Here is a 19,859-nt window from a genome sequence, read left to right on the forward strand (position 1 = left end):
TGAAAATGTGCGCAGCCGCGAAGGCGGCTGCGTGTTTTGTCTTTACTGACCGCTCAGCACGCGGGCAGGATCGATGCGGCTGGCGCGCCGCGCCGGATACCAGCTGGCAATCAGGCTCAGGCCAATCGCCGTCGCCAGCACGATGGCCACATCCAGCCAGTGCAGCTCGGACGGCAGAAAGTCGATAAAGTAGATATCGCCCGCCAGCAGCTGGTGCCCGGTAAGATGCTCCACTACGCGCATCACCGGCGTCAGATTGAGCGCCACCAGCACGCCGACCACCACACCGCTGACGCTGCCCAGCAGCCCGGCCAGCAGGCCATACCAGATAAAGATGGCACGAATCAGGCCGTCTTTCGCGCCCAGCGTGCGCAGCACGGCGATATCGCTGCTCTTGTCCTTCACCGCCATCACCAGCGTCGACACGATATTAAAGCAGGCCACGCCAATCACCAGCACCATCGCCAGATACATGATGGCGCGAATCATCTGGATATCGCGATACATATAGCCGTAAGTGCCAATCCAGCTGCGGATGGTGACATAGGAGTGGGTGGCTTCGCCGGCATCGCGCACCAGCTTCTGTGCCTGGAACGGATCGCTCATCTTCAGCGCAATGCCGCTGACGCTGTCGCCCAGATCCAGATACTTTTGCGCATCGGCCAGCGGCACCAGCGCCAGACTGTGATCCAGCATGCCGCTCAGCTGCAGAATACCGCTCACCTGCAGACGAATGCGTTTTGGCTGCAGCAGTTTGTTCTCGCCATCATTATTCGGGATCATGATGGTGATCCAGTCGCCCTGCTTCACGTTGAGCGATCTGGCGATGCCGCCGCCCAGAATGATCTGCTGCCTGCCGGCGCTGAACTGCGACCAGGCATCGCCGCTAACAAAACGCGGCAGCGCGCTGAGCCGCGGCTCCTGCTGCGGATCAACGCCCTTCACCTGCAGCGCCTGCAGCTTCGCACCGCTCTCAATCAATCCGGTAAAGTTAACGTAAGGTGCCGCTGCGGCGATGCCCGGCACCTGTTCGATGGGCGCAATCATCGGCTGCCAGTTGCGAAATGGCTGGTTAACCGCCTCAATTTCGCCGTGCGGTACCACGGCCAGAATGCGGTTGTTGAGCTCCCGCTCGAAACCGTTCATCGCGCTCAGCCCGATGATCAGCACCGCCACGCCAAGCGCAATGCCGATGGTCGAGATGATGGAGATCAGCGACACCATGCCGCCGCGCCGCCGGCCGCGGCTGAAGCGCAGCCCGAGCAGCAGGGATAAAGAGGACGCCATCAGATCGCTCCCAGCGTCAGGTGATCGCTCAGCTGGCCGTCGCGCATTTCCATCTGACGGCTCAGGCGCTTCGCCAGGTTGAGGTCATGCGTCACCACCAGAAACGCGGTGCCCTGCTGCACGTTGAGCTCGCCGAGCAGTTCAAAAATGGCATCGGCGTTGCGCGCATCGAGATTACCGGTGGGCTCATCGGCCATCACCAGCCGCGGCCGGTTCACCAGCGCCCTGGCAATCGCCACGCGCTGACGTTCACCGCCCGACAGCTCAGAAGGCCGGTGCGCCGCGCGCTTTTCCAGGCCAACCGCCGCCAGCATCTCGCGTGCGCGCGCTTCCGCTTCGGCTTTGCCGGTTTTGCCAATCAACAGCGGCATCGCTACGTTCTCCAGCGCGCTGAAGTCCGGCAGCAAATGGTGAAACTGATAAATGAAGCCGAGTTCCCGGTTGCGCAACTCTGCTTTGGCCGCCGACGACATGGCGTTAAGCGATTTCCCGTCAAACACCACGTCACCGGAGGTCGGTGCATCCAGCCCGCCCAGCAGGTGCAGTAAGGTACTTTTGCCGGAGCCGGAGCTGCCGACGATGGCCGTCAGTTCGCCCGGCTGCAGGCTAAAAGCCACATTGCGCAGCACATCGGTCTGCACGCTGCCTTCCTGATAGCGTTTGCACAGGTCACGACACTGCAACAAAGGGGTATTACTCATAACGTAAAGCCTCAGCGGGTTGAACGGCGGCAGCGCGCCATGACGGATAGAGGGTAGACAGCAGCGCCACGGCCATCGAGACCAGCGCAATGGTGATCACCTGCCAGACATTGATATCCACCGGCAGCGCGGCGCCATCAAGGAACAGGCCGATCACCGGCATTAAATTGTTGAGCTGGCTGGCCAGCAGCACGCCCAGCAGCGTACCGAGCAGCGCGCCGATAATACCGGCGCTGGCGCCCTGCACCATAAATACCGCGACGATTTGCCGCCGCGTTAAGCCCTGGGTTTGCAGGATCGCCACTTCCGCCTGCTTCTCCATGATAAGCAGGCCCAGCGAGGTAATGATATTGAAGGCGGCGACGGCAATAATCAGGCTGAGCAGCAGCCCCATCATGTTTTTCTCCATGCGCACCGCCTGGAACAGGTCGCCCTTGCGTTCGCGCCAGTCTTTCCACGTCAGCCCCTGCGGCAGCGGCTGCTGGCTCAGCGCATCGACATTCAGCGGCTTATCCAGCCACAGGCGCCAGCCGGTAATGTTGCCGAGCGGATAGCGCATCACGCGCGAGGCGTCCTGCTGGTTCACCAGAATCTGATAGCCGTCGACTTCGCTATTGGCCGCGTAGGTACCGGCAACGGTAAAGATGCGCTGGCTCGGCACGCGCCCCACTGGGGTAAACTGACTGACCGATGGCACCATCAGGCGCAGCTGATCGCCGCGCTTCACGCCCAGCTGCGAGGCCAGCAGTTCACCGAGAATGACTTTATACTGGCCCGGCTGCAGCACGCTCTGCTGGGTGTTGACCAGATAAGGCGTCAGCGGATCCGGCTCGTCAGGATTGATGCCCAGCATCACGCCCACCGACACGTTGCGCGCACTCTGCAACACCACATCGGCGGTGGTCAGCGGCGCGATACGCGTCACGCCCTGCAGTTTGAGATCCTGCGCGCGCATCTGCTGCGGATTGATGCTGCCGGTGTCGCTGGTCACCAGCGCCTGCGGCATCAGGCCGAGAATGTTGCCTTCCAGCTCGCGCTCAAAGCCGTTCATCACCGACAGCACCGTCACCAGTGCCAGCACGCCGAGCGTGATACCAATAGTCGAGAGCCAGGAGACGAAACGACCGAAACGGTCTGAAGCACGTCCACGCATGTAGCGCAAACCGATGAATAACGCGACTGGTTGATACATGAGATCCGTCTTGGCCGTTGCCCAAAATTAAGTAGAGCGATGATAAAGGAGCCGTCTGCTTTATGAAACCTCTAACCCGCTGAGTCAGTTGCAAAGTTGCGTCAAAATGCGTCCTGCTGCGCGACAATGCACAAAATTACGACAAAATAGTGACGCTATTAGTACGATTATTCGTCAGCAGGTAGGTTAGACTTAGCTTGCAGTACCGGTTTTCGCATCACAGTAAGCGCAGTACGGAGGTTCTTACCATGAGCAGGTTTCCTAAAGGCAGTATCGTTAAACATAAATCTGGCGAGATCAAAGGCGAAGTGGTCAATGTCTTTGAGCAGGGAGACGCGCTAACCGGTTATTATGTGAAGTGGGACGATGGCAACAACAGCTACCATGTCGAGCGCGAGCTGTCATGGGCCAATGTGGATCGTCCTCGCATGCACTACACACAGCAATCCAGTAAATAACGTGACGCGGCCAGGTCGCCATCAATGACGACCTGGCAACCGGCGATACTGGCGGCCCTTCAGGGTGCCGCTGGTGTAAGGTGCGCATTCATGCACCCTGACATAAACTCAGAAAGGAGAGATGATCCTCACGGCGGAATGTGGAATGATGACGCCCTGGAAACTGAGGAGAGAATGTCGGACCTTATGTCGGAACAGCGTCGTTATACCCTGCCTGCTAAAGCAGGCGACCATCGTCAGCTCGGTCAGCTGGTCGGCGCCGCGCAGGCGGTTGAGTGTGCCAGCATCACCGAACGCCACAGCGGTCCGGTGTTAATGATCACCCCGGATATGCAATCGGCCCTGCGGCTGCAGGAGGAGATCAGGCAATTTACCGATCTGCCGGTCACCAATCTTGCTGACTGGGAAACACTGCCCTACGACAGCTTCTCGCCCCATCAGGACATTATTTCCGCCCGTCTTTCTACCCTGTACCAGTTGCCCACCCTGACGCGCGGCATGCTGATTCTGCCGGTCAATACGCTGATGCAGCGCGTTTGCCCGCACAGCTTCCTGCACGGCCATGCGCTGGTGATGCAGCAGGGCCAGAAACTGTCGCGCGATGCCCTGCGCGACCAGCTGGAGCAGGCCGGTTATCGCCATGTCGATCAGGTGATGGAGCATGGCGAGTACGCGACGCGCGGCGCGCTGCTCGACCTGTTCCCGATGGGCAGCGATCAGCCTTACCGCATCGATTTCTTTGATGATGAGATCGACAGCCTGCGCCTGTTTGACGTCGACTCACAGCGCACGCTGGAGGCGGTGAGCGCCATCAACCTGCTGCCGGCGCATGAATTTCCCACCGATAAAGCGGCCATTGAGCTGTTCCGCAGCCGCTGGCGTGAAACCTTCGACGTGCGGCGCGAACCCGAGCACGTCTATCAGCAGGTGAGCAAAGGCACGCTGCCGGCCGGGATTGAGTACTGGCAGCCGCTGTTTTTCGAGCAGGAACTGCCTACCCTGTTTAGCTATCTGCCCGCCAGCACGCTGGTGCTGAACAGCGGCGATCTGCACGCCAGCGCTGAGCGTTTCTGGCAGGATGCTAACGCACGCTATGAAAATCGCCGCATCGATCCTATGCGCCCGCTGCTGGAACCGGCCACGCTATGGCTGCGCCCGGATGCGCTGCTGAGCGAGCTGAAAAACTGGCCGCGCATGCAGCTCAGCGCTGAGACGCTGCCGGAGAAAGCCGCGAACAGTAATCTGGGCTATCAGCCATTACCGGAGCTGACGGTGCAGGCGCAGGCCAAAGCGCCGCTCGATCTGCTGCGCCAGTTCCTCGAGCAGTTTACCGGTCAGGTGATTTTCTCAGTAGAAAGCGAAGGTCGCCGCGAGAGCCTGCAGGAGCTGCTGTCCCGCATCAAACTGCGCCCGCAGCCGATCGATCGCTTCGAGCAGGCCGATGAGCAGCCGTACAGCCTGATGATTGGCGCCAGCGAGCGCGGTTTTATCGACACCCAGCGCCAGCGCGCGCTGATTTGCGAAAGCGATCTGCTCGGCGAGCGCGTCAGCCGGCGGCGTCAGGACAATCGGCGCACCATCAATCCGGATGTACTGATTCGTAACCTCGCCGAGCTGCACCCGGGCCAGCCGGTGGTGCATCTTGAACACGGTGTGGGCCGCTACATCGGCCTGACCACGCTGGAAGCCGGCGGTATCGTCGCCGAGTATCTGATGCTCTCCTATGCCGGCGATGCCAAACTTTACGTCCCGGTGTCATCGCTGCATCTGATCAGCCGTTACGCCGGCGGTGCCGATGAAAATGCGCCGTTGCACAAACTGGGCAGCGATGCCTGGTCACGCGCGCGCCAGAAAGCGGCGGAGAAAGTCCGTGACGTGGCCGCTGAGCTGCTGGATATCTATGCCCAGCGCGCAGCCAAGGCCGGCTTTGCCTTTAAGCACGACCGCGAGCAGTATCAGCTGTTCTGCGAAGGTTTTCCGTTTGAAACCACGCCGGATCAGGCACAGGCAATTAACGCCGTGCTCAGCGATATGTGCCAGCCGCTGGCCATGGACCGCCTGGTGTGCGGCGATGTTGGCTTTGGTAAAACCGAAGTGGCGATGCGCGCCGCCTTCCTTGCGGTGGAGAACGGCAAACAGGTGGCGGTGCTGGTGCCTACCACCCTGCTGGCGCAGCAGCATTACGACAACTTCCGCGACCGCTTCGCCAACTGGCCGGTGCGCATTGAGATGCTGTCGCGCTTCCGCAGCGCCAAAGAGCAGGCGCAGGTGCTGGAGCAGGCCAGCGAGGGCAAAATTGATATTCTGATCGGCACCCACAAGCTGCTGATGAGCGATCTGAAGTGGCGCGATCTCGGTTTGCTGATCGTCGATGAGGAGCACCGTTTCGGCGTGCGTCACAAAGAGCGCATCAAAGCGATGCGCGCTGACGTCGATATTCTGACGCTCACCGCAACGCCGATTCCGCGTACTCTGAACATGGCGATGAGCGGCATGCGCGATCTGTCGATTATCGCCACGCCACCGGCGCGCCGTCTGGCGGTGAAAACCTTCGTGCGCGAGTATGACAGCCTGGTGGTGCGCGAAGCGATCCTGCGTGAAGTGCTGCGCGGCGGTCAGGTTTACTATCTCTATAACGACGTCGAGAACATCGAGAAAGCAGCGCAGCGGCTGGCCGAGCTGGTGCCGGAAGCGCGCATCGCCATCGGCCACGGTCAGATGCGCGAGCGCGATCTGGAACGGGTGATGAACGATTTCCACCACCAGCGTTTCAACGTGCTGGTGTGCACCACCATCATCGAAACCGGGATCGATGTGCCGAGCGCCAATACCATCATCATTGAGCGCGCCGACCATTTCGGTCTGGCGCAGCTGCATCAGCTGCGTGGCCGCGTCGGCCGTTCGCATCATCAGGCCTATGCCTGGCTGCTGACGCCGCATCCGAAGGCGATGACCACCGATGCCCAGAAGCGACTGGAAGCAATTGCCTCGCTGGAGGATCTGGGCGCTGGCTTTGCGCTGGCGACGCACGACCTGGAGATTCGCGGTGCCGGTGAGCTACTGGGTGAAGATCAGAGCGGTCAGATGGAGACCATTGGCTTCACGCTCTACATGGAGCTGCTGGAAAACGCGGTGGATGCACTCAAAGCCGGACGTGAGCCGTCGCTGGAAGATCTCACCAGCAATCAGACGGAGATTGAGCTGCGCATGCCTGCCCTGTTGCCGGATGATTTTATTCCGGACGTCAATACGCGCCTGTCGCTGTATAAACGCATCGCCAGTGCGGCCGATGAACAGGAGCTGGCTGAGCTGAAAATTGAGATGATTGACCGCTTCGGCAAGCTGCCCGACGCCGCGCGTAACCTGCTGGACATCGCCGCGCTGCGCCTGGTGGCGCGTCAGCTGGGGCTGCGTAAAATCGAAGCCAGCGAAAAAGGCGGCTTCTTTGAGTTCGCGCCGCAAAATCAGGTCGATCCCGGCTGGCTGATCGGCCTGCTGCAGAAAGATGCCAAGCAGTGGAAGCTGGATGGCCCGACGCGACTGAAATTCACCCGCGATCTCAGCGAACGCAAAACGCGCATGGAATGGGTGCAGAATTTCGTCGCCGAACTGGCGAAGAACCGGGTTTGATCGCCCAGCCTTTACGTAGCAGCGCTATGCGACGCGCTGCTGCGTACGGTGCGGGAGCCAGAGTATAAAAAAAGCGCCTTGCGGCGCTTTTTTTGTTACTGCTGCTGTGAAGTAGCTTTGCCCAATCAGGCCTGATTCGAATTCAGGATCAGCTGACCATTACGGTCGAGCGGGATGCGGGTGCCAGGGTCATTCTCCATGCGGATTTTGCCCTGCTGGTCGCCTATTTTATAGGTCACGTCATAACCCAGCATTTTTTCCTGTTTATCGTACACGGTTTTGCAGCGCTGCTCGCTGGTGGTGTAAGTGTCACGATCCTGCAGCGCACCCTGCACCTGGTTACCGCCGTAGCCGCCTGCCAGCGCACCGGCTACGGTCGCGATATCCCGGCCGCGGCCACCGCCGAACTGGTGACCAATCACCCCACCGGCCACGGCACCCAGTACGGAACCGGCGATGCGGTTCTCATCCTGCACCGGACGACGGTGCGTGAGGGTAACGTTGCGGCACTCCTGACGCGGTTGCTTGATGCTCTCTTTGATTGGCGTTGCCGAAAGCACCTGAGCATACTGCGGGCCACGATCAAACACATCCATGCTGGCGACGGCGGCCACGCCCAACGCTGCTGCTACGCCGATTCCAATACCCGCTAACATTGATTTATTCACAGGAATGTCCTCCTGAAGTTGTTACCGCGCATTCCTGCCGCAACCCGATCCCGGGTTACCGAGGCATAACCGGCGTGCGCGCCGCGCCGTGTTCGTTGGCATAAGTTTTACAGATGGTCCGAAAATGCAACATCAGATTAATGGAGGAAACGCAGCGGAAAGCCAGCAGGACCAGCTTTTAGGAGAGTTCTGAGCGGCAGTGTCATTGCGCCGTAACCTGGCGCTGATTGAACGGCAATCAGCCGGTTACGGCAGCCGGGCGCGCAGCGGGCGGGGGTGACCGCCCGCCAGCGATCAATGCAGTTTGAGACGCGGACGCAGCACGCGGTTGAGGCTGCCGACCAGCATCATCAGACCGGTCTTGAAGTATCCATGGAGCGCAATCTGGTGCATACGGTACAAGGAGATGTAGACAAAACGCGCAATGCGCCCTTCCACCATCATCGAACCGCGCATCAGGTTACCCATCAGACTGCCGACGGTACTGAAGCGGGACAGCGACACCAGCGAGCCGTGATCTTTATACACGTAGGCTTTGAGCGGCTTGCCTTTGCGCTGGGCGAGGATGTTTTCCAGCGCTCGCGACGCCATCTGGTGCGCCGACTGCGCGCGCGGCGGCACGAATCCGCCGCCCGGCAGCGCGCAGGAGGCGCAGTCGCCGATGGCGTAAATGTCGTCGTCCAGCGTGGTCTGCAGCGTCTCTTTGACCACCAGCTGATTAATGCGGTTGGTCTCCAGCCCGCCAATCTCTTTCATGAAGTCTGGCGCTTTAATACCGGCCGCCCACACCATCAGATCGGCTTCGATGAATTCGCCCCCTTTGGTATTCAGACCGTTGGCTGCTGCGCTGGTGACCATGGTTTGCGTCAGTACGCGCACGCCAAGCTTGCTCAGTTCCTGGTGCGCCGCTGCGGAGATGCGCGGTGGCAACGCAGGCAAAATACGCTCGCCGGCTTCCACCAGCGTAACGTTGAGCGCGCTGCTGTCGAGACCTTTATAGCCGTAGCTGTGCAGTTGTTTCACTGCGTTATACAGTTCTGCCGACAGCTCGACGCCGGTCGCGCCGCCGCCGACAATGGCGATATTGACTTTCTGCAGCTGTCCTTCGCTGGCAGAGAAGCGCAGGAACAGGTTGAGCATCTCATTGTGGAACCGACGCGCCTGATGCGGGTTGTCGAGGAAGATGCAGTGATCTTTCACGCCTGGCGTGCCGAAATCGTTCGAGGTGCTGCCCAGCGCCATCACCAGACGGTCATACGCCAGTTCGCGCTGCGGTACCAGCAGCCCACCCTCCGCGTCGCGGATCTCCGCCAGTTCAATGGTTTTTGTGTCGCGATTAATTTGCGTCAGCGAACCGAGCTGGAACTGGAAACCGTGGTTGCGCGCATGCGCCAGATAGCTGAGCGCATCAATACCTTCATCCATCGAGCCGGTCGCCACTTCATGCAGCAGCGGTTTCCACAGATGGCTGTGGTTACGATCGACCAGGATGATCTCCGCCTTTTTTTTGCGGCCGAGTTTATGGCCGAGCTGCGTTGCCAGCTCCAGCCCTCCGGCACCGCCACCGACGATGACGATTTTTTCCATGCTTGTAGTCAATGAAGACCCCCTCAAAGTTGTAAACCAAAAGTTAATTAATGGTTATATAAAACCTTAATAAACATAGGGTTGGCGACATTTAATCGCGAGCTGAGGGCAGAATAGCACGGCATAATCATCCGGACATAAGAAAATTGATGTACATCAATCTTTGCACTGCATTATCAGAATGTTACACGTTTTGTGCGCCGCATCACACGGCGCAGCAGCACTCAGGCAAGGGTTTTGAACGCTTTGATGCGTTGCAGATGCGGGGCAATATTTTTGAATTTGTGGCTGGCCTCCTCGTCCCACACGATTTCGTAGTACGGGTGCAATGCGGCCGCGCTGCGCTGATTATCCAGCGCTTCATCGTGACGTGACAAAATGGTCAGGCAGCGGTCGCGGTTCTTTTCACGGAAGTTGCTGACGCATTTGGTGGCGATATCAAGATACTCTTCCGGCCGGTCGATCTTGCCTTCCATGTTTTCATCAGGAAACAGGTTGGGATTGAATATCGCCTGGCGCATGCCGCAAAGGAAGCCGATGCGTTCCGCCCAGTAGCCGCCCAGGCCGACGCCACAAATCAACGGATGCGCATCGCTGCCCTGCTGGAGCAGCTTGTCGCACTCTTTCAGCAGAAACTGCATATCGTGTTTCGGATGGCGGGTGCTGTAGCTAATAAGTCTGACGTCCGGGTCAATAAACTGCAGCTGCAGCACCTTTTCATGGTTGCCCGGACTGTTGGAATCAAAACCGTGCAGATAGATGATCATGATTATCCTCAGCGTGGAGTGAGATCCGGGCAGCGGCGATTATCTGCCCGACGCTTTGTGCGCCAGCCAGCGATCCTGCAGGTCACTGAGCTGACGCTGATTTTGCCGCCAGCGCTCGCTGGCCTGCAAACTCTGACGGTCAAAACGTCCCTGATGGTATAACTGCGTGACGCGCGTCGCCTGGATCGGCGTCAAATTATCCAGCACGCTCACCGCGCCAGCACGCTGATTGCACACCAGGATCATATCGCAGCCGGCATTCAGCGACTGCTGAGCCCGTTCCGCGTAGCTGCCCATCACCGCCGCGCCCTCCATCGACAGATCGTCTGAGAAGATCACCCCGTTGAAGCCCAGCTCCTGCCGCAGCACCGTTTGCAGCCAGTAAGGCGAACCACTGGCCGGCAGCGGGTCCACTTCAGTATAGATAACATGCGCGGGCATCACCGCATCCAGCAGCTGCTCATCAATCAGCTGCTGGAAGATTGCCATGTCGTGCTGGCGCAGCGTGGCCGCATCGCGCGTGTCGCGCGGCGTCTCTTTGTGCGAATCCGCGCTGACCGCGCCGTGGCCCGGGAAGTGCTTGCCGGTGGTTTTCATGCCGGCTTCGTGCATGCCGTGGATAAACTGGCGCGCCATCTGCAGCGCAATCGCCGGATCGGCGTGGAAAGCGCGATCGCCGATGGCCGCACTGATGTGGCCGATATCCAGCACCGGCGCAAAGCTGATATCGATGTCCATGGCGATCATCTCCGCCGCCATTTGCCAGCCGGCCTGCTGCGCCAGCTCGCCGGCGCGCGCTATGTCATGCAGCGCGGCGAACGATTGCATCGCCGGCAACTGGGTAAAACCGTCGCGGAAGCGCTGCACGCGTCCGCCTTCCTGATCGACCGCCACCAGCAGCCGGTTGCGCGACGCCGCGCGAATCTGGCGTACCAGCTCCGCCAGCTGCGCAACATCATGGAAGTTGCGGGCGAACAGGATCAGTCCGCCTGTCAGCGGATGTTGCAGAATTTCGCGCTCTTCGGCGTCCAGCTCGTAGCCTTCGACGTCCAGCATCAGCGGTCCGGGCGTTGTCATCGTCATGTTTCGGTTCCTGAATTAAAGATCCTGCCAGCTGGCCTGCGCCAGCCGTTGCAATGTTTGGTCATGGCTCTGCTCGGCGCGCAGCTGATACCAGCTGGCCATCAGCAGCTGCAGCCACGGCTGCCAGCGCCGGCTTTGACGCCGCAGCGCCGTTGCCGACAGCCGCGCCTCGGCGGCATAGTCGGTTATCCAGTGATCGTGTTCAGCGCCATCCACCGCGCCGACAGCAGCCAGCTCCAGCGCCACGTCGCCATCCGCAGCATATTCCCAGTCAATTAAACGCAGGCCATCCGGCGTGGCAATCAGATTGCCAGGGTGGACGTCCATGTGCAGCGGTGCCAGCCGCAGCGGCGACGGTTCGCCGCGCTGCAGCAACTGGTTTAAGCGCCGCTGCCAGCGCCAGTGTCGCTGCTGACACAGCTGCCAGTAGCGCTGCAGCAGCGGTGCCAGCCGTAAGCGATAACCGGTCAGCGGCTGGTGATGCAGGCGCAGCAGCAGCGTCAGCACCGCTGCGCGCTGCGCGCTGAACTGATCCGGCGACAGCACCTCGCCCGGCAGCCAGCGCTGCAGCAGCCACGGCGCCTGCCACGTCAGCGGCTGCGGCGCCAGCGCCGTAGTACGCAACTGACGCAGGATGCGGTATTCGCGCTGACGATCGACAAACGGGATGGGCTGCGACGGTGTCCGGCGCGCCAGCAGATCGCCCTGCTCGCTGCGTACCTGCACGCTGTTACCGCTCAGTCCTGGCAGCGCGAAAAAATGACCGGCAGCTTGCGCCGTCGGCCATTGTTGCTGAACCAGATGCTGCAGCCGGGGATCAGGGTTGTGCAACGCCGTTGCCCGACCAGATGATTTCGCCGGTCTGTACCAGCATCAGCTGCATTTGCAGCGCAGGGGCTTTCACATCACCCTGCGCGTTGCTGTAAAGCACATACTGCGCGTTGACGATGCGCGCCAGGCCAATCGCTTTGCTGCGCGAGTTGAGGCTATCCTCTGGCGACAGGCCGAGCGTTTGCTTCGCCTGATTGAGCTGATCGTTTGAGACCAGGCTGAACTTGCCGTTATTGGCCAGCGCGTTCTCAATCGCTGCCGTGGCTTTTTCCGTTTGCAGCGAGCCGTTGGTGCTGTTTTTGATGCGATCCACCAGCAGCACGCTGCCCGGATTGACGCCCGCCGACTGCACCATGTTGGCGACTAACGGCTGGACGCTGGCGTTCCAGTTGATGGTTTTCAGCTTCGGCGGCTGCGGCACAGTTTGCGGCGGCGGCACCGGCTGCGCGGGTGGTTGCTCTGGCTGGGTTGGCGTGGTCGGCTGCGTCGGTTCAACCGGCGCCGGAGTTTGTTGTTTCACCACACAACCGGTGAGCATCAGCGCAAACAGTAGCGCGCCGGAACGTTGTACACTGCGAATCACAGGTTACTCCTCAAAGATAAAGATAGAGACGCACCTTGCTGGCGGTCGGGTTACCCATTTGCGAGGCCACTTCTACGCTGCCGTGCGCCGGTACGGTTTGAGTCTGCGCCGGTTCCTGCGGCTCAATCTCCAGCCCTTTGTCATCGTACCAGTAGAAACGATAGTGCACGGTGACCGGCGTTTCACGCAGATTTTGCAGCACGCTGGCAGCGCGTTGCTGGCCGTCTCGGCTGGTCAGCGCGGGCTCATCGGTGATGATGCCCGCCGACAGTACGGCAGACTCCATCACCAGCGACTGGGAGGTGTTGATCATCGGCTTATCGCTGCTGCAGCCCACCAGGGTCAGCAACAGCAAGCCGCTCAGCCATTGACGCATCACAAGGTCCGCCTGAGGTTAGATGGCCAGCATCGGGCCCAGCGGCTGTCCGCCGACCAGGTGCATATGAATGTGGTAAACCTCCTGCCCACCGTGACGGTTGCAGTTGATGATCAGGCGATAGCCATCCTCGGCGATGCCTTCATCACGGGCAATTTTTGCGGCGGCGGTGACCATGCGGCCCAGCGCCTGCTCATGCGCCGCCTGCACATCGTTGGCGGTCGGAATCAGTACATTGGGGACAATCAATATGTGGGTAGGCGCTTTGGGCGCGATATCGCGGAAGGCGGTGACCAGTTCGTCCTGATAAACCACGTCGGCGGGAATTTCGCGACGAATGATTTTACTGAAAATGGTTTCTTCAGCCATGGTGCAGTTCCTTAAGCCTGAGTTCAGTCAGGCAGTATGCGTGAGGAATTCCGTTTCTTTCAACCTCAGGACCACTTTTCTTCATTAAATGGCTGCCTTTGCATCACTTTTTCACGCTGGCGCGGCGGGCGTTGTCTGGCGGCGGTAAAATAAAAAACCCCTCGGATGAGGGGTTTTGTCGCACCGAAGTTGCAGTGCGGTGAAGCGGCGGCAGAGGAGTAAAGCGTCCCGCGGCAGGGATGTCGCGGGCCGAGCCCCAGGGATGGTGTTGGCGTCTTTACGATCTGACGCCGCTTCACCGCACCGGCCCGGCCTGCCGTCATGTCACTTACATACTGCGGATATAGTCATCCATCTCGGTTTTCAGGTTATCGGACTTGGTGCCGAAAATCGCCTGCACACCGGAACCGGCCACCACCACACCACGCGCGCCGAGGTTTTTCAGTTCAGCCTGATCCACCTTCGCTACGTCCGCCACGCTGACGCGCAGACGGGTAATACAGGCATCAAGGTTAGTAATGTTCTCTTTGCCACCGAACGCCGTGACCAGCTTGCCCGCCATTTCACTGCCGGTCGCGCTGCTCTGCTCCATCGCCGTGTCTTCACGACCCGGGGTTTTCAGATTCAGTTTTGCGATCAGCACGCGGAACACGGTGTAGTACACCAGACCGTAGATGATACCGACAATCGGGAACAGCCAGATTTTGCTGCTGTTGCCGCTCAGCACGATGAAGTCGATCAGACCGTGTGAGAAGCTGGTGCCATCACGCATGCCCAGCAGAATACAGATTGGGAACGCCAGGCCCGCCAGGATGGCATGGATCACGTACAGGATCGGTGCCACGAACATGAACGAGAACTCGATCGGTTCGGTGATACCGGTCAGGAACGAGGTCAGCGCGGCGGAGATCATGATGCCGCCCACTTTGGCGCGGTTTTCAGGTTTAGCAGAATGCCAGATGGCGATAGCCGCAGCCGGCAGGCCGTACATTTTGAACAGGAAGCCGCCAGACAGTTTACCGGCAGTCGGGTCACCCGCCATGTAGCGCGGAATGTCACCGTGGAAGACCTGACCAGCGGCGTTGGTGAATTCACCAATCTGCATCTGGAAAGGAACGTTCCAGATGTGATGCAGACCAAACGGTACCAGCGCACGCTCAACCACACCGTAAATACCGAACGCCACCACCGGGTTCTGATAGGCCGCCCACTGGGAGAAGTCCTGAATCGCGGTACCAATAGGTGGCCAGATGAAGGACAGCACCACACCGGTGAAAATCGCGGTCAGACCGGAAATGATTGGCACAAAGCGCTTACCGGCGAAGAAGCCGAGGTATTCCGGCAGCTTGATACGGTAGAAGCGGTTGAACATGTAGGCCGCAATCGAACCGGCAATAATGCCGCCCAGCACCCCGGTATCGGCGAGGTGTTTGGCTTCGATCTCGGCTGCCGGCAGATGCAGCACCAGCGGCGCGACCACAGCCAGGGTTTTCACCATAATGCCGTAGGCGACCACGGCGGCCAGCGCCGACACGCCGTCGTTATTGGTAAAGCCCAGTGCCACACCGATCGCAAAGATCAGCGGCATGTTAGCAAACACCGAACCACCCGCTTCGGCCATCACGTGGGAAACCACTTCCGGCAGCCAGCTGAAGTTAGCAGAACCAACACCTAACAAAATACCGGCAATCGGCAGAACCGATACCGGCAACATCAGCGATTTACCTACCTTTTGCAGGTTCGCAAATGCGTTCTTGAACATAGAAGCTCCTGAGTATGAGTGCATTTTTTAGCGCAGTGCGCATGGCAAAGGGGGAGGATCCTTAGCCGGGGTGACGCTGAGCGTCTTTTGATTTATTACGAAGGGTAAAATAAATGACGACACGTTACTTTGACGGCTATCACGTTTCACCAAACACAGCGCTGAAATTTCAGTCATTTCTTACTGACTTGCTGCTATAAACAGCAATAAATCACTGCCTGCGCCGCGAAACACGCAGCGCAGATGAGTGATTTCAGATTAATTACAGAGTTTGAAATAAAGCGCGTTAGCCGCCGAGTCGGCTCATCGGCACCTTAAACAGGCGGGAGAAGTTTTCCGTGGTGGCGGCCGCAAGGGTCTCAAGATCGACGCCCTTCACCACGGCCATATACTCAGCCACGTCGCGGGTGAAGGCTGGCTGGTTTTCTTTGCCGCGATGCGGTACCGGTGCCAGATAGGGTGAATCGGTTTCAACCAGAATGCGATCCAGCGGTACATAGCGCGCTGCTTCGCGGATCTGTTCAGCGTTACGAAAGGTCACAATGCCGGAGAAGGAGATGTAGAACCCAAGATCCAGCAGCTGCGCCGCCGTCTCTTTGTCTTCCGTGAAACAGTGCAGCACGCCGCCGCACCGCTCTACCTGCTCTTCACGCAGAATGGCCAGCGTGTCTTCGCGCGCATCGCGGGTGTGCACAATAATCGGCTTATTCAGCGCAATGCCGGTGCGGATGTGCTCACGGAACGAGGCCTGCTGCTGCGCTTTGGTCTCCTGCTGGTAAAAATAATCCAGCCCGGTTTCGCCCAGTGCAATCACCTGCTCTTCCGCCGCCAGACGGCGAAACTCTTCCACGTCATACGGCGTTTCCTGATTGAGCGGATGCACGCCGCAGGCCAGCGCGATGTTGTCGCGATCGCCGACCAGCTGTTTGATTTTGTAGTAATCCGGCAGCATGGTGGCAATCGCCAGCATGAATTTCACATCCCGCGCCGCCGCTTTGGCAATCACGTCATCCAGATCGCGGTGCTGGGTTTCATAATCAAGGCCATCAAGATGGCAGTGCGAATCAACAATAAACATAGATCTCTCTTTTACTCTTAGCCGACCGTCGCGGGAGACAGCAAACGTCCCCAGGCAAGCAGACCGTCGGTCAGAATCAGTTCACGATTAAGCGCCGCTACGTGCAGCAGCTGCTCGCGACACTGCAGCCACTGCTGCACGCTGGCATTCAGCGCGCTGCTGCTGAACTGCTGCGCCAGCTGCGTCACCACGTCCGGGCGATCGCCATTACTCAGCCAGTTGCTGGCGCCCTGCTGCACTTTCATCGCATCCACCAGCAGCGAAAGCAGCCAGCCGAGGCGAACCGCCACATCGTCGCTGTTGAGCGCCGGCAACAGCTGCAGAATATCGCCGCTCAGTGCGCTGTTCAGGCTGTCGCACAGCGTTTGCCGTGCCTGCCAGCGGTCCGGCTGTAACAAGGCCAGCGCCGCAGCAGGTGCACCGTTGCTCAGACGCAGCGCCGCGCGCAGAATCGCTTCCGGCTGCGGCTGCTGTTTCTGCAGCCATTGCAGGCTGTGCGTCTCTTCCGGCGGCGACAGATGCCACGTCATACAGCGGCTGCGCAGCGTGGCCAGCAGTCGCGACGGCTCGCGCACGCTGAGGAAAAACCAGCAGTTAGCGGGCGGCTCTTCCAGCGTTTTCAGTAGCGCGTTGGCGGCGGCTTCGGTCAGTTGCGTCGCATCCGGCAGCCAGACAATTTTCGCGCCACCCTGCTGGGCAAAATGGTACAGCTTCTCACTGACGTCGCGAACCGCATCAATGCCGAGCGAGGCTTTTCCCTTTTCCGCTTCCAGCCGATACCAGTCCGGATGGGTGTGCGCCTGCATCAGCTGGCAGCCGTGACACTGGCCGCAGCTTTTCAGTCCCTGTGGCTGCTGACACATCAGCCAGCGGCTGACGCCCCACACCAGCGCATCGTCGCCCATGCCGTCGATGGCCTGAATCAGCAGCGCATGATGTGCCTGTCCACTCTGATGGCGGGCAATGATCTGTCGGTACGGCTGGTTCAGCCACGGATACCAGTTCATGCCGCCTGACCTGCCAGCCACTGACGCAGCACGTCTTTAAGTGACGCTGTCACATTCTCAATAGGCTGCATCGCATCGATGGTTTTAATGGTTGGATCGGCAGCGGCCAGCGCCTGATAGCGTTCGCGCGTGCGGGTAAAAAAGTTCAGCGACTCTTGCTCAATGCGATCCAGTTCGCCGCGCGCCCGGGCACGTTGCAGGCCAATCTCCGGCGTGACGTCGAGATAGAGCGTCAGGTCGGGACGAAAATCGCCCAGCACCGCATCGCGCAGCGTGGTCATCAGCTGGGCGTCGAGCCCGCGACCACCGCCCTGATACGCCTGCGACGAAAGATCGTGACGGTCGCCCACCACCCAGGCACCGCGTGCCAGCGCCGGTTTGATGACGTTTTCTACCAGCTGCACCCGCGCCGCATACAGCATCAGCAGCTCGGCTTTATCACTCACCTGTTCGCCATCAATGCCCTGTTTTACCAGCACGCGCAGCTGTTCGGCCAAAGGCGTGCCGCCTGGCTCACGGGTAAAGACCACGTCTTCAATGCCCTGCTCATGCAGGACCGCAACCACCGCCTCACGCGCGGTGGTTTTGCCCGCGCCTTCCAGCCCTTCGATGACGATAAACTTACTTTTCATTTTTTTCCTTCATCGCCAGCCGGTAAACCTGCACGGCTTTATTATGACTGGCCAGATTGGTGGTAAAGGTGTGACCGCCTTTGCCATCCGCGACGAAATAGAGGTAATTGGTCTTCTCCGGATGGGCCGCCGCTTCCAGCGAGGCGCGCCCCGGCATGGCAATCGGTCCCGGCGGCAGACCGCTGATGGTATAGGTATTGTACGCGGTCGGGGTCTCAAGATCCTTGCGCGTCAGCGTACCGGTATAGCTGTCGCCCATGCCGTAGATCACCGTGGGATCGGTCTGCAGTTTCATACCGGTGCGCAGGCGATTGATGAATACCGAGGCAACGCGCGCGCGCTCTTCGCTGACGCCGGTCTCTTTTTCGATAATCGACGCCATGGTAACCATCTGCTGCGGCGTTTTATACGGCAGACTGGCCATCCGCCCCTGCCAGATCTCATCCACCAGCTTGTTCATGCGCGCGTGCGCCCGCTCCAGCAGTGCCACATCGCTGGTGTTGGCAGTATACAGATAGGTATCCGGATAGAAACCGCCTTCCAGCTGGCTGACATCAAGCTTAAGCGCGGCCGCAACGCTGGCAAATTCATCATCCGGCAGCGTGTGTTTAAGGTATGGCGCTTTACGCAGCTCAGCCAGCCACTCTTTCAGCCGGGAACCCTCGACAAAGCGCAGCGGAAATTGCGCCTCTTTGCCGCTGGCCAGCAACTGCAGTAGCTGGCGCACCGTCATGCCGGTCTCAAGGCGATACGTCCCGGCTTTGAAGTTAGCCAGATCGGGCTCCAGCTTCAGCAACGGGCCAAACCAGATGCTTTGCGGAATGATGTGCTGGCTCTCCAGCTGCGCTTCCAGCACCACGCGACCGCTGCCGGCCGGCAGGGTATACAGGGTTTCCTGGTGAATGGTTAATGGCGTCGCGGCAAAGCGTTTAATCTGCCAGTAGCTCAATGCGGCAACCAGGCCAGCGATGACTACGGCGCCGGCAACTATTTTTTTCATTCGGGTCATGATGCTTCCATCGTCTGGCAACTGGCGAGCAGTTGCTGGTACAGCGTGCGTGCGGAAAAGGTGACGTCGTCAATTTGCCGCACGGGTAATACTGGCATCAGCGCGTTACAGATCACCACTTCATCGGCGCTTAACACTGCCGACCGGCTGGCCTCCACCTGCTGGCAGTCGTAACCGGCCTGGGCCAGCTGCGCCAGCAGATAACGACGCATGATGCCATCAACGCCGGCCTGCGCGAGGCGCGGCGTGAAAATGGCCTCACCGCTGCGCCAGAATAAATTGGCCGCACAGCATTCCACTACCGTCCCGGCGGTGTCAAGCACCAGCGCTTCGTCAGCGTCGCACGCGTCCAGCTGCTGGCGAATCAGCACCTGCTCCAGCCGGTTGAGGTGTTTGATGCCGGCCAGCAGCGGGTTCTGCGCCAGCCGCACCGGGCTGGTCACCAGCCGCGCGCCCTGCTGCTGCAGCGTGGCGTAGTGCTGTGGCCAGGGGGCGAGCGCGATGATACGCGTGGGTTGTGTGCAGCCGGCGCGACTGTAGCCGCGTCCACCCGCGCCGGGCGTCAGGATCACTTTGAGCACTGCTTCGCGCTGGCCCGCCGCCGCGCGGCGCATCTCTTCCGCCAGTAAGGCGCGGTCCGGCGCGGCCATCAGCAAACGCTGGCAGCCGTCCTGCAGACGCTGCAGATGCGCCTCCAGCAACTGGATACGGCCCTCTCTGACTGCCGCCGTGGTGAAACAGCCGTCACCAAACTGCACCGCGCGGTCGCGGGCAGAAAGAGTGTCCTGTGCCACTCCGTTAATCCACATGCGCTTCTCCTCTGCCGCTGGCGTCAGCGT

General features: G+C 59.8%; 19 protein-coding genes. 2 read left to right on the top strand and 17 right to left on the bottom strand.

All coding sequences use genetic code 11. The features are described from left to right. Window positions 1–42 precede the first annotated feature (42 nt). Genes lolE through lolC form a run of 3 tightly spaced genes read right to left on the bottom strand, consistent with a single transcriptional unit; the run spans window position 43 to window position 3,180 of the window. Window positions 43–1,287 (bottom strand): lipoprotein-releasing ABC transporter permease subunit LolE, encoded by a 1,245-nt coding sequence (gene lolE, locus ABVR31_RS11425; RefSeq protein ID WP_150360952.1) that lies wholly within the window; start codon window positions 1,285–1,287, stop codon window positions 43–45. Next, a complete protein-coding gene (gene lolD, locus ABVR31_RS11430) occupies window positions 1,287–1,988 on the bottom strand; it encodes a lipoprotein-releasing ABC transporter ATP-binding protein LolD (RefSeq protein WP_021506386.1) in 702 nt (233 codons plus the stop codon). Before lolD ends, lolE begins: the two co-directional genes overlap by 1 nt. After that, complete coding sequence (gene lolC, locus ABVR31_RS11435; protein WP_021506387.1) at window positions 1,981–3,180, bottom strand: lipoprotein-releasing ABC transporter permease subunit LolC; 1,200 nt, start codon at window positions 3,178–3,180, stop codon at window positions 1,981–1,983. Before lolC ends, lolD begins: the two co-directional genes overlap by 8 nt. 248 nt (window positions 3,181–3,428) lie before the next feature. Between lolC and ABVR31_RS11440 the strand changes: the two genes are divergently transcribed. Continuing rightward, window positions 3,429–3,638 carry a hypothetical protein gene (locus ABVR31_RS11440; protein ID WP_021506388.1) on the top strand — a complete coding sequence of 70 codons (210 nt, stop codon included), beginning with the start codon at window positions 3,429–3,431 and terminating at the stop codon, window positions 3,636–3,638. Window positions 3,639–3,824: 186 nt separating this feature from the next. Continuing rightward, window positions 3,825–7,268, top strand: coding sequence for a transcription-repair coupling factor (gene mfd, locus ABVR31_RS11445; RefSeq protein ID WP_021506389.1), 3,444 nt, complete (start codon window positions 3,825–3,827; stop codon window positions 7,266–7,268). A gap of 125 nt (window positions 7,269–7,393) precedes the next feature. On the opposite strand, the gene ABVR31_RS11450 is transcribed toward mfd, so the two are convergent. From ABVR31_RS11450 to pabC, 14 genes are all read right to left on the bottom strand, one after another. After that, on the bottom strand, window positions 7,394–7,936 hold the full coding sequence (locus ABVR31_RS11450) for a glycine zipper 2TM domain-containing protein (RefSeq protein ID WP_031279257.1): 543 nt from the start codon (window positions 7,934–7,936) through the stop codon (window positions 7,394–7,396). Window positions 7,937–8,230: 294 nt separating this feature from the next. Further along, window positions 8,231–9,535, bottom strand: a complete 1,305-nt coding sequence (locus ABVR31_RS11455) for an NAD(P)/FAD-dependent oxidoreductase (RefSeq protein WP_031279261.1) — start codon at window positions 9,533–9,535, stop codon at window positions 8,231–8,233. 212 nt (window positions 9,536–9,747) lie between these two features. Beyond that, the gene (ycfP, locus tag ABVR31_RS11460) at window positions 9,748–10,290 is read right to left on the bottom strand and encodes an alpha/beta hydrolase YcfP (protein ID WP_021506392.1); all 543 of its coding nucleotides are present in this window, start codon (window positions 10,288–10,290) and stop codon (window positions 9,748–9,750) included. Between the two features lie 39 nt (window positions 10,291–10,329). Then, on the bottom strand, window positions 10,330–11,373 hold the full coding sequence (gene nagZ / locus ABVR31_RS11465; protein ID WP_021506393.1) for a beta-N-acetylhexosaminidase: 1,044 nt from the start codon (window positions 11,371–11,373) through the stop codon (window positions 10,330–10,332). A gap of 15 nt (window positions 11,374–11,388) precedes the next feature. Beyond that, window positions 11,389–12,204, bottom strand: a complete 816-nt coding sequence (gene thiK, locus ABVR31_RS11470) for a thiamine kinase (protein ID WP_058775433.1) — start codon at window positions 12,202–12,204, stop codon at window positions 11,389–11,391. Next, the gene (gene lpoB, locus ABVR31_RS11475; RefSeq protein ID WP_021506395.1) at window positions 12,191–12,787 is read right to left on the bottom strand and encodes a penicillin-binding protein activator LpoB; all 597 of its coding nucleotides are present in this window, start codon (window positions 12,785–12,787) and stop codon (window positions 12,191–12,193) included. Before lpoB ends, thiK begins: the two co-directional genes overlap by 14 nt. 10 nt (window positions 12,788–12,797) lie before the next feature. Beyond that, a complete protein-coding gene (locus tag ABVR31_RS11480) occupies window positions 12,798–13,163 on the bottom strand; it encodes a YcfL family protein (RefSeq protein ID WP_021506396.1) in 366 nt (121 codons plus the stop codon). 18 nt (window positions 13,164–13,181) lie between these two features. Next, window positions 13,182–13,532, bottom strand: coding sequence for a purine nucleoside phosphoramidase (gene hinT, locus ABVR31_RS11485; protein ID WP_021506397.1), 351 nt, complete (start codon window positions 13,530–13,532; stop codon window positions 13,182–13,184). Window positions 13,533–13,860: 328 nt separating this feature from the next. Then, a complete protein-coding gene (gene ptsG / locus ABVR31_RS11490; RefSeq protein WP_021506398.1) occupies window positions 13,861–15,294 on the bottom strand; it encodes a PTS glucose transporter subunit IIBC in 1,434 nt (477 codons plus the stop codon). A gap of 286 nt (window positions 15,295–15,580) precedes the next feature. After that, window positions 15,581–16,372, bottom strand: a complete 792-nt coding sequence (locus ABVR31_RS11495) for a metal-dependent hydrolase (protein WP_372772806.1) — start codon at window positions 16,370–16,372, stop codon at window positions 15,581–15,583. A gap of 17 nt (window positions 16,373–16,389) precedes the next feature. After that, on the bottom strand, window positions 16,390–17,379 hold the full coding sequence (gene holB / locus ABVR31_RS11500) for a DNA polymerase III subunit delta' (RefSeq protein WP_372772808.1): 990 nt from the start codon (window positions 17,377–17,379) through the stop codon (window positions 16,390–16,392). Continuing rightward, a complete protein-coding gene (tmk, locus tag ABVR31_RS11505) occupies window positions 17,376–18,011 on the bottom strand; it encodes a dTMP kinase (protein ID WP_141495562.1) in 636 nt (211 codons plus the stop codon). Before tmk ends, holB begins: the two co-directional genes overlap by 4 nt. Then, window positions 18,001–19,020 (bottom strand): endolytic transglycosylase MltG, encoded by a 1,020-nt coding sequence (gene mltG, locus ABVR31_RS11510; RefSeq protein WP_325923553.1) that lies wholly within the window; start codon window positions 19,018–19,020, stop codon window positions 18,001–18,003. The genes tmk and mltG overlap by 11 nt, the downstream gene beginning before the upstream one ends. Then, window positions 19,017–19,829: an aminodeoxychorismate lyase gene (gene pabC, locus ABVR31_RS11515; RefSeq protein WP_127833920.1), complete on the bottom strand. Its 813-nt coding sequence runs from the start codon at window positions 19,827–19,829 to the stop codon at window positions 19,017–19,019. Before pabC ends, mltG begins: the two co-directional genes overlap by 4 nt. Between the last annotated feature and the right edge of the window lie 30 nt (window positions 19,830–19,859).

Origin of the sequence: Pantoea sp. WEP (assembly GCF_041678305.1) — a bacterium.
Lineage (GTDB): Bacteria > Pseudomonadota > Gammaproteobacteria > Enterobacterales > Enterobacteriaceae > Pantoea > Pantoea dispersa.

Coding starts and splice junctions, on each gene's coding strand:
- lolE (WP_150360952.1), bottom strand. CDS start 1,287: ATGGCGTCCTCTTTATCCCTGCTGCTCGGGCTGCGCTTCAGCCGCGGC.
- lolD (WP_021506386.1), bottom strand. CDS start 1,988: ATGAGTAATACCCCTTTGTTGCAGTGTCGTGACCTGTGCAAACGCTAT.
- lolC (WP_021506387.1), bottom strand. CDS start 3,180: ATGTATCAACCAGTCGCGTTATTCATCGGTTTGCGCTACATGCGTGGA.
- ABVR31_RS11440 (WP_021506388.1), top strand. CDS start 3,429: ATGAGCAGGTTTCCTAAAGGCAGTATCGTTAAACATAAATCTGGCGAG.
- mfd (WP_021506389.1), top strand. CDS start 3,825: ATGTCGGAACAGCGTCGTTATACCCTGCCTGCTAAAGCAGGCGACCAT.
- ycfP (WP_021506392.1), bottom strand. CDS start 10,290: ATGATCATCTATCTGCACGGTTTTGATTCCAACAGTCCGGGCAACCAT.
- nagZ (WP_021506393.1), bottom strand. CDS start 11,373: ATGACGATGACAACGCCCGGACCGCTGATGCTGGACGTCGAAGGCTAC.
- ABVR31_RS11480 (WP_021506396.1), bottom strand. CDS start 13,163: ATGCGTCAATGGCTGAGCGGCTTGCTGTTGCTGACCCTGGTGGGCTGC.
- hinT (WP_021506397.1), bottom strand. CDS start 13,532: ATGGCTGAAGAAACCATTTTCAGTAAAATCATTCGTCGCGAAATTCCC.
- ptsG (WP_021506398.1), bottom strand. CDS start 15,294: ATGTTCAAGAACGCATTTGCGAACCTGCAAAAGGTAGGTAAATCGCTG.
- ABVR31_RS11495 (WP_372772806.1), bottom strand. CDS start 16,372: ATGTTTATTGTTGATTCGCACTGCCATCTTGATGGCCTTGATTATGAA.
- holB (WP_372772808.1), bottom strand. CDS start 17,379: ATGAACTGGTATCCGTGGCTGAACCAGCCGTACCGACAGATCATTGCC.
- tmk (WP_141495562.1), bottom strand. CDS start 18,011: ATGAAAAGTAAGTTTATCGTCATCGAAGGGCTGGAAGGCGCGGGCAAA.
- mltG (WP_325923553.1), bottom strand. CDS start 19,020: ATGACCCGAATGAAAAAAATAGTTGCCGGCGCCGTAGTCATCGCTGGC.
- pabC (WP_127833920.1), bottom strand. CDS start 19,829: ATGTGGATTAACGGAGTGGCACAGGACACTCTTTCTGCCCGCGACCGC.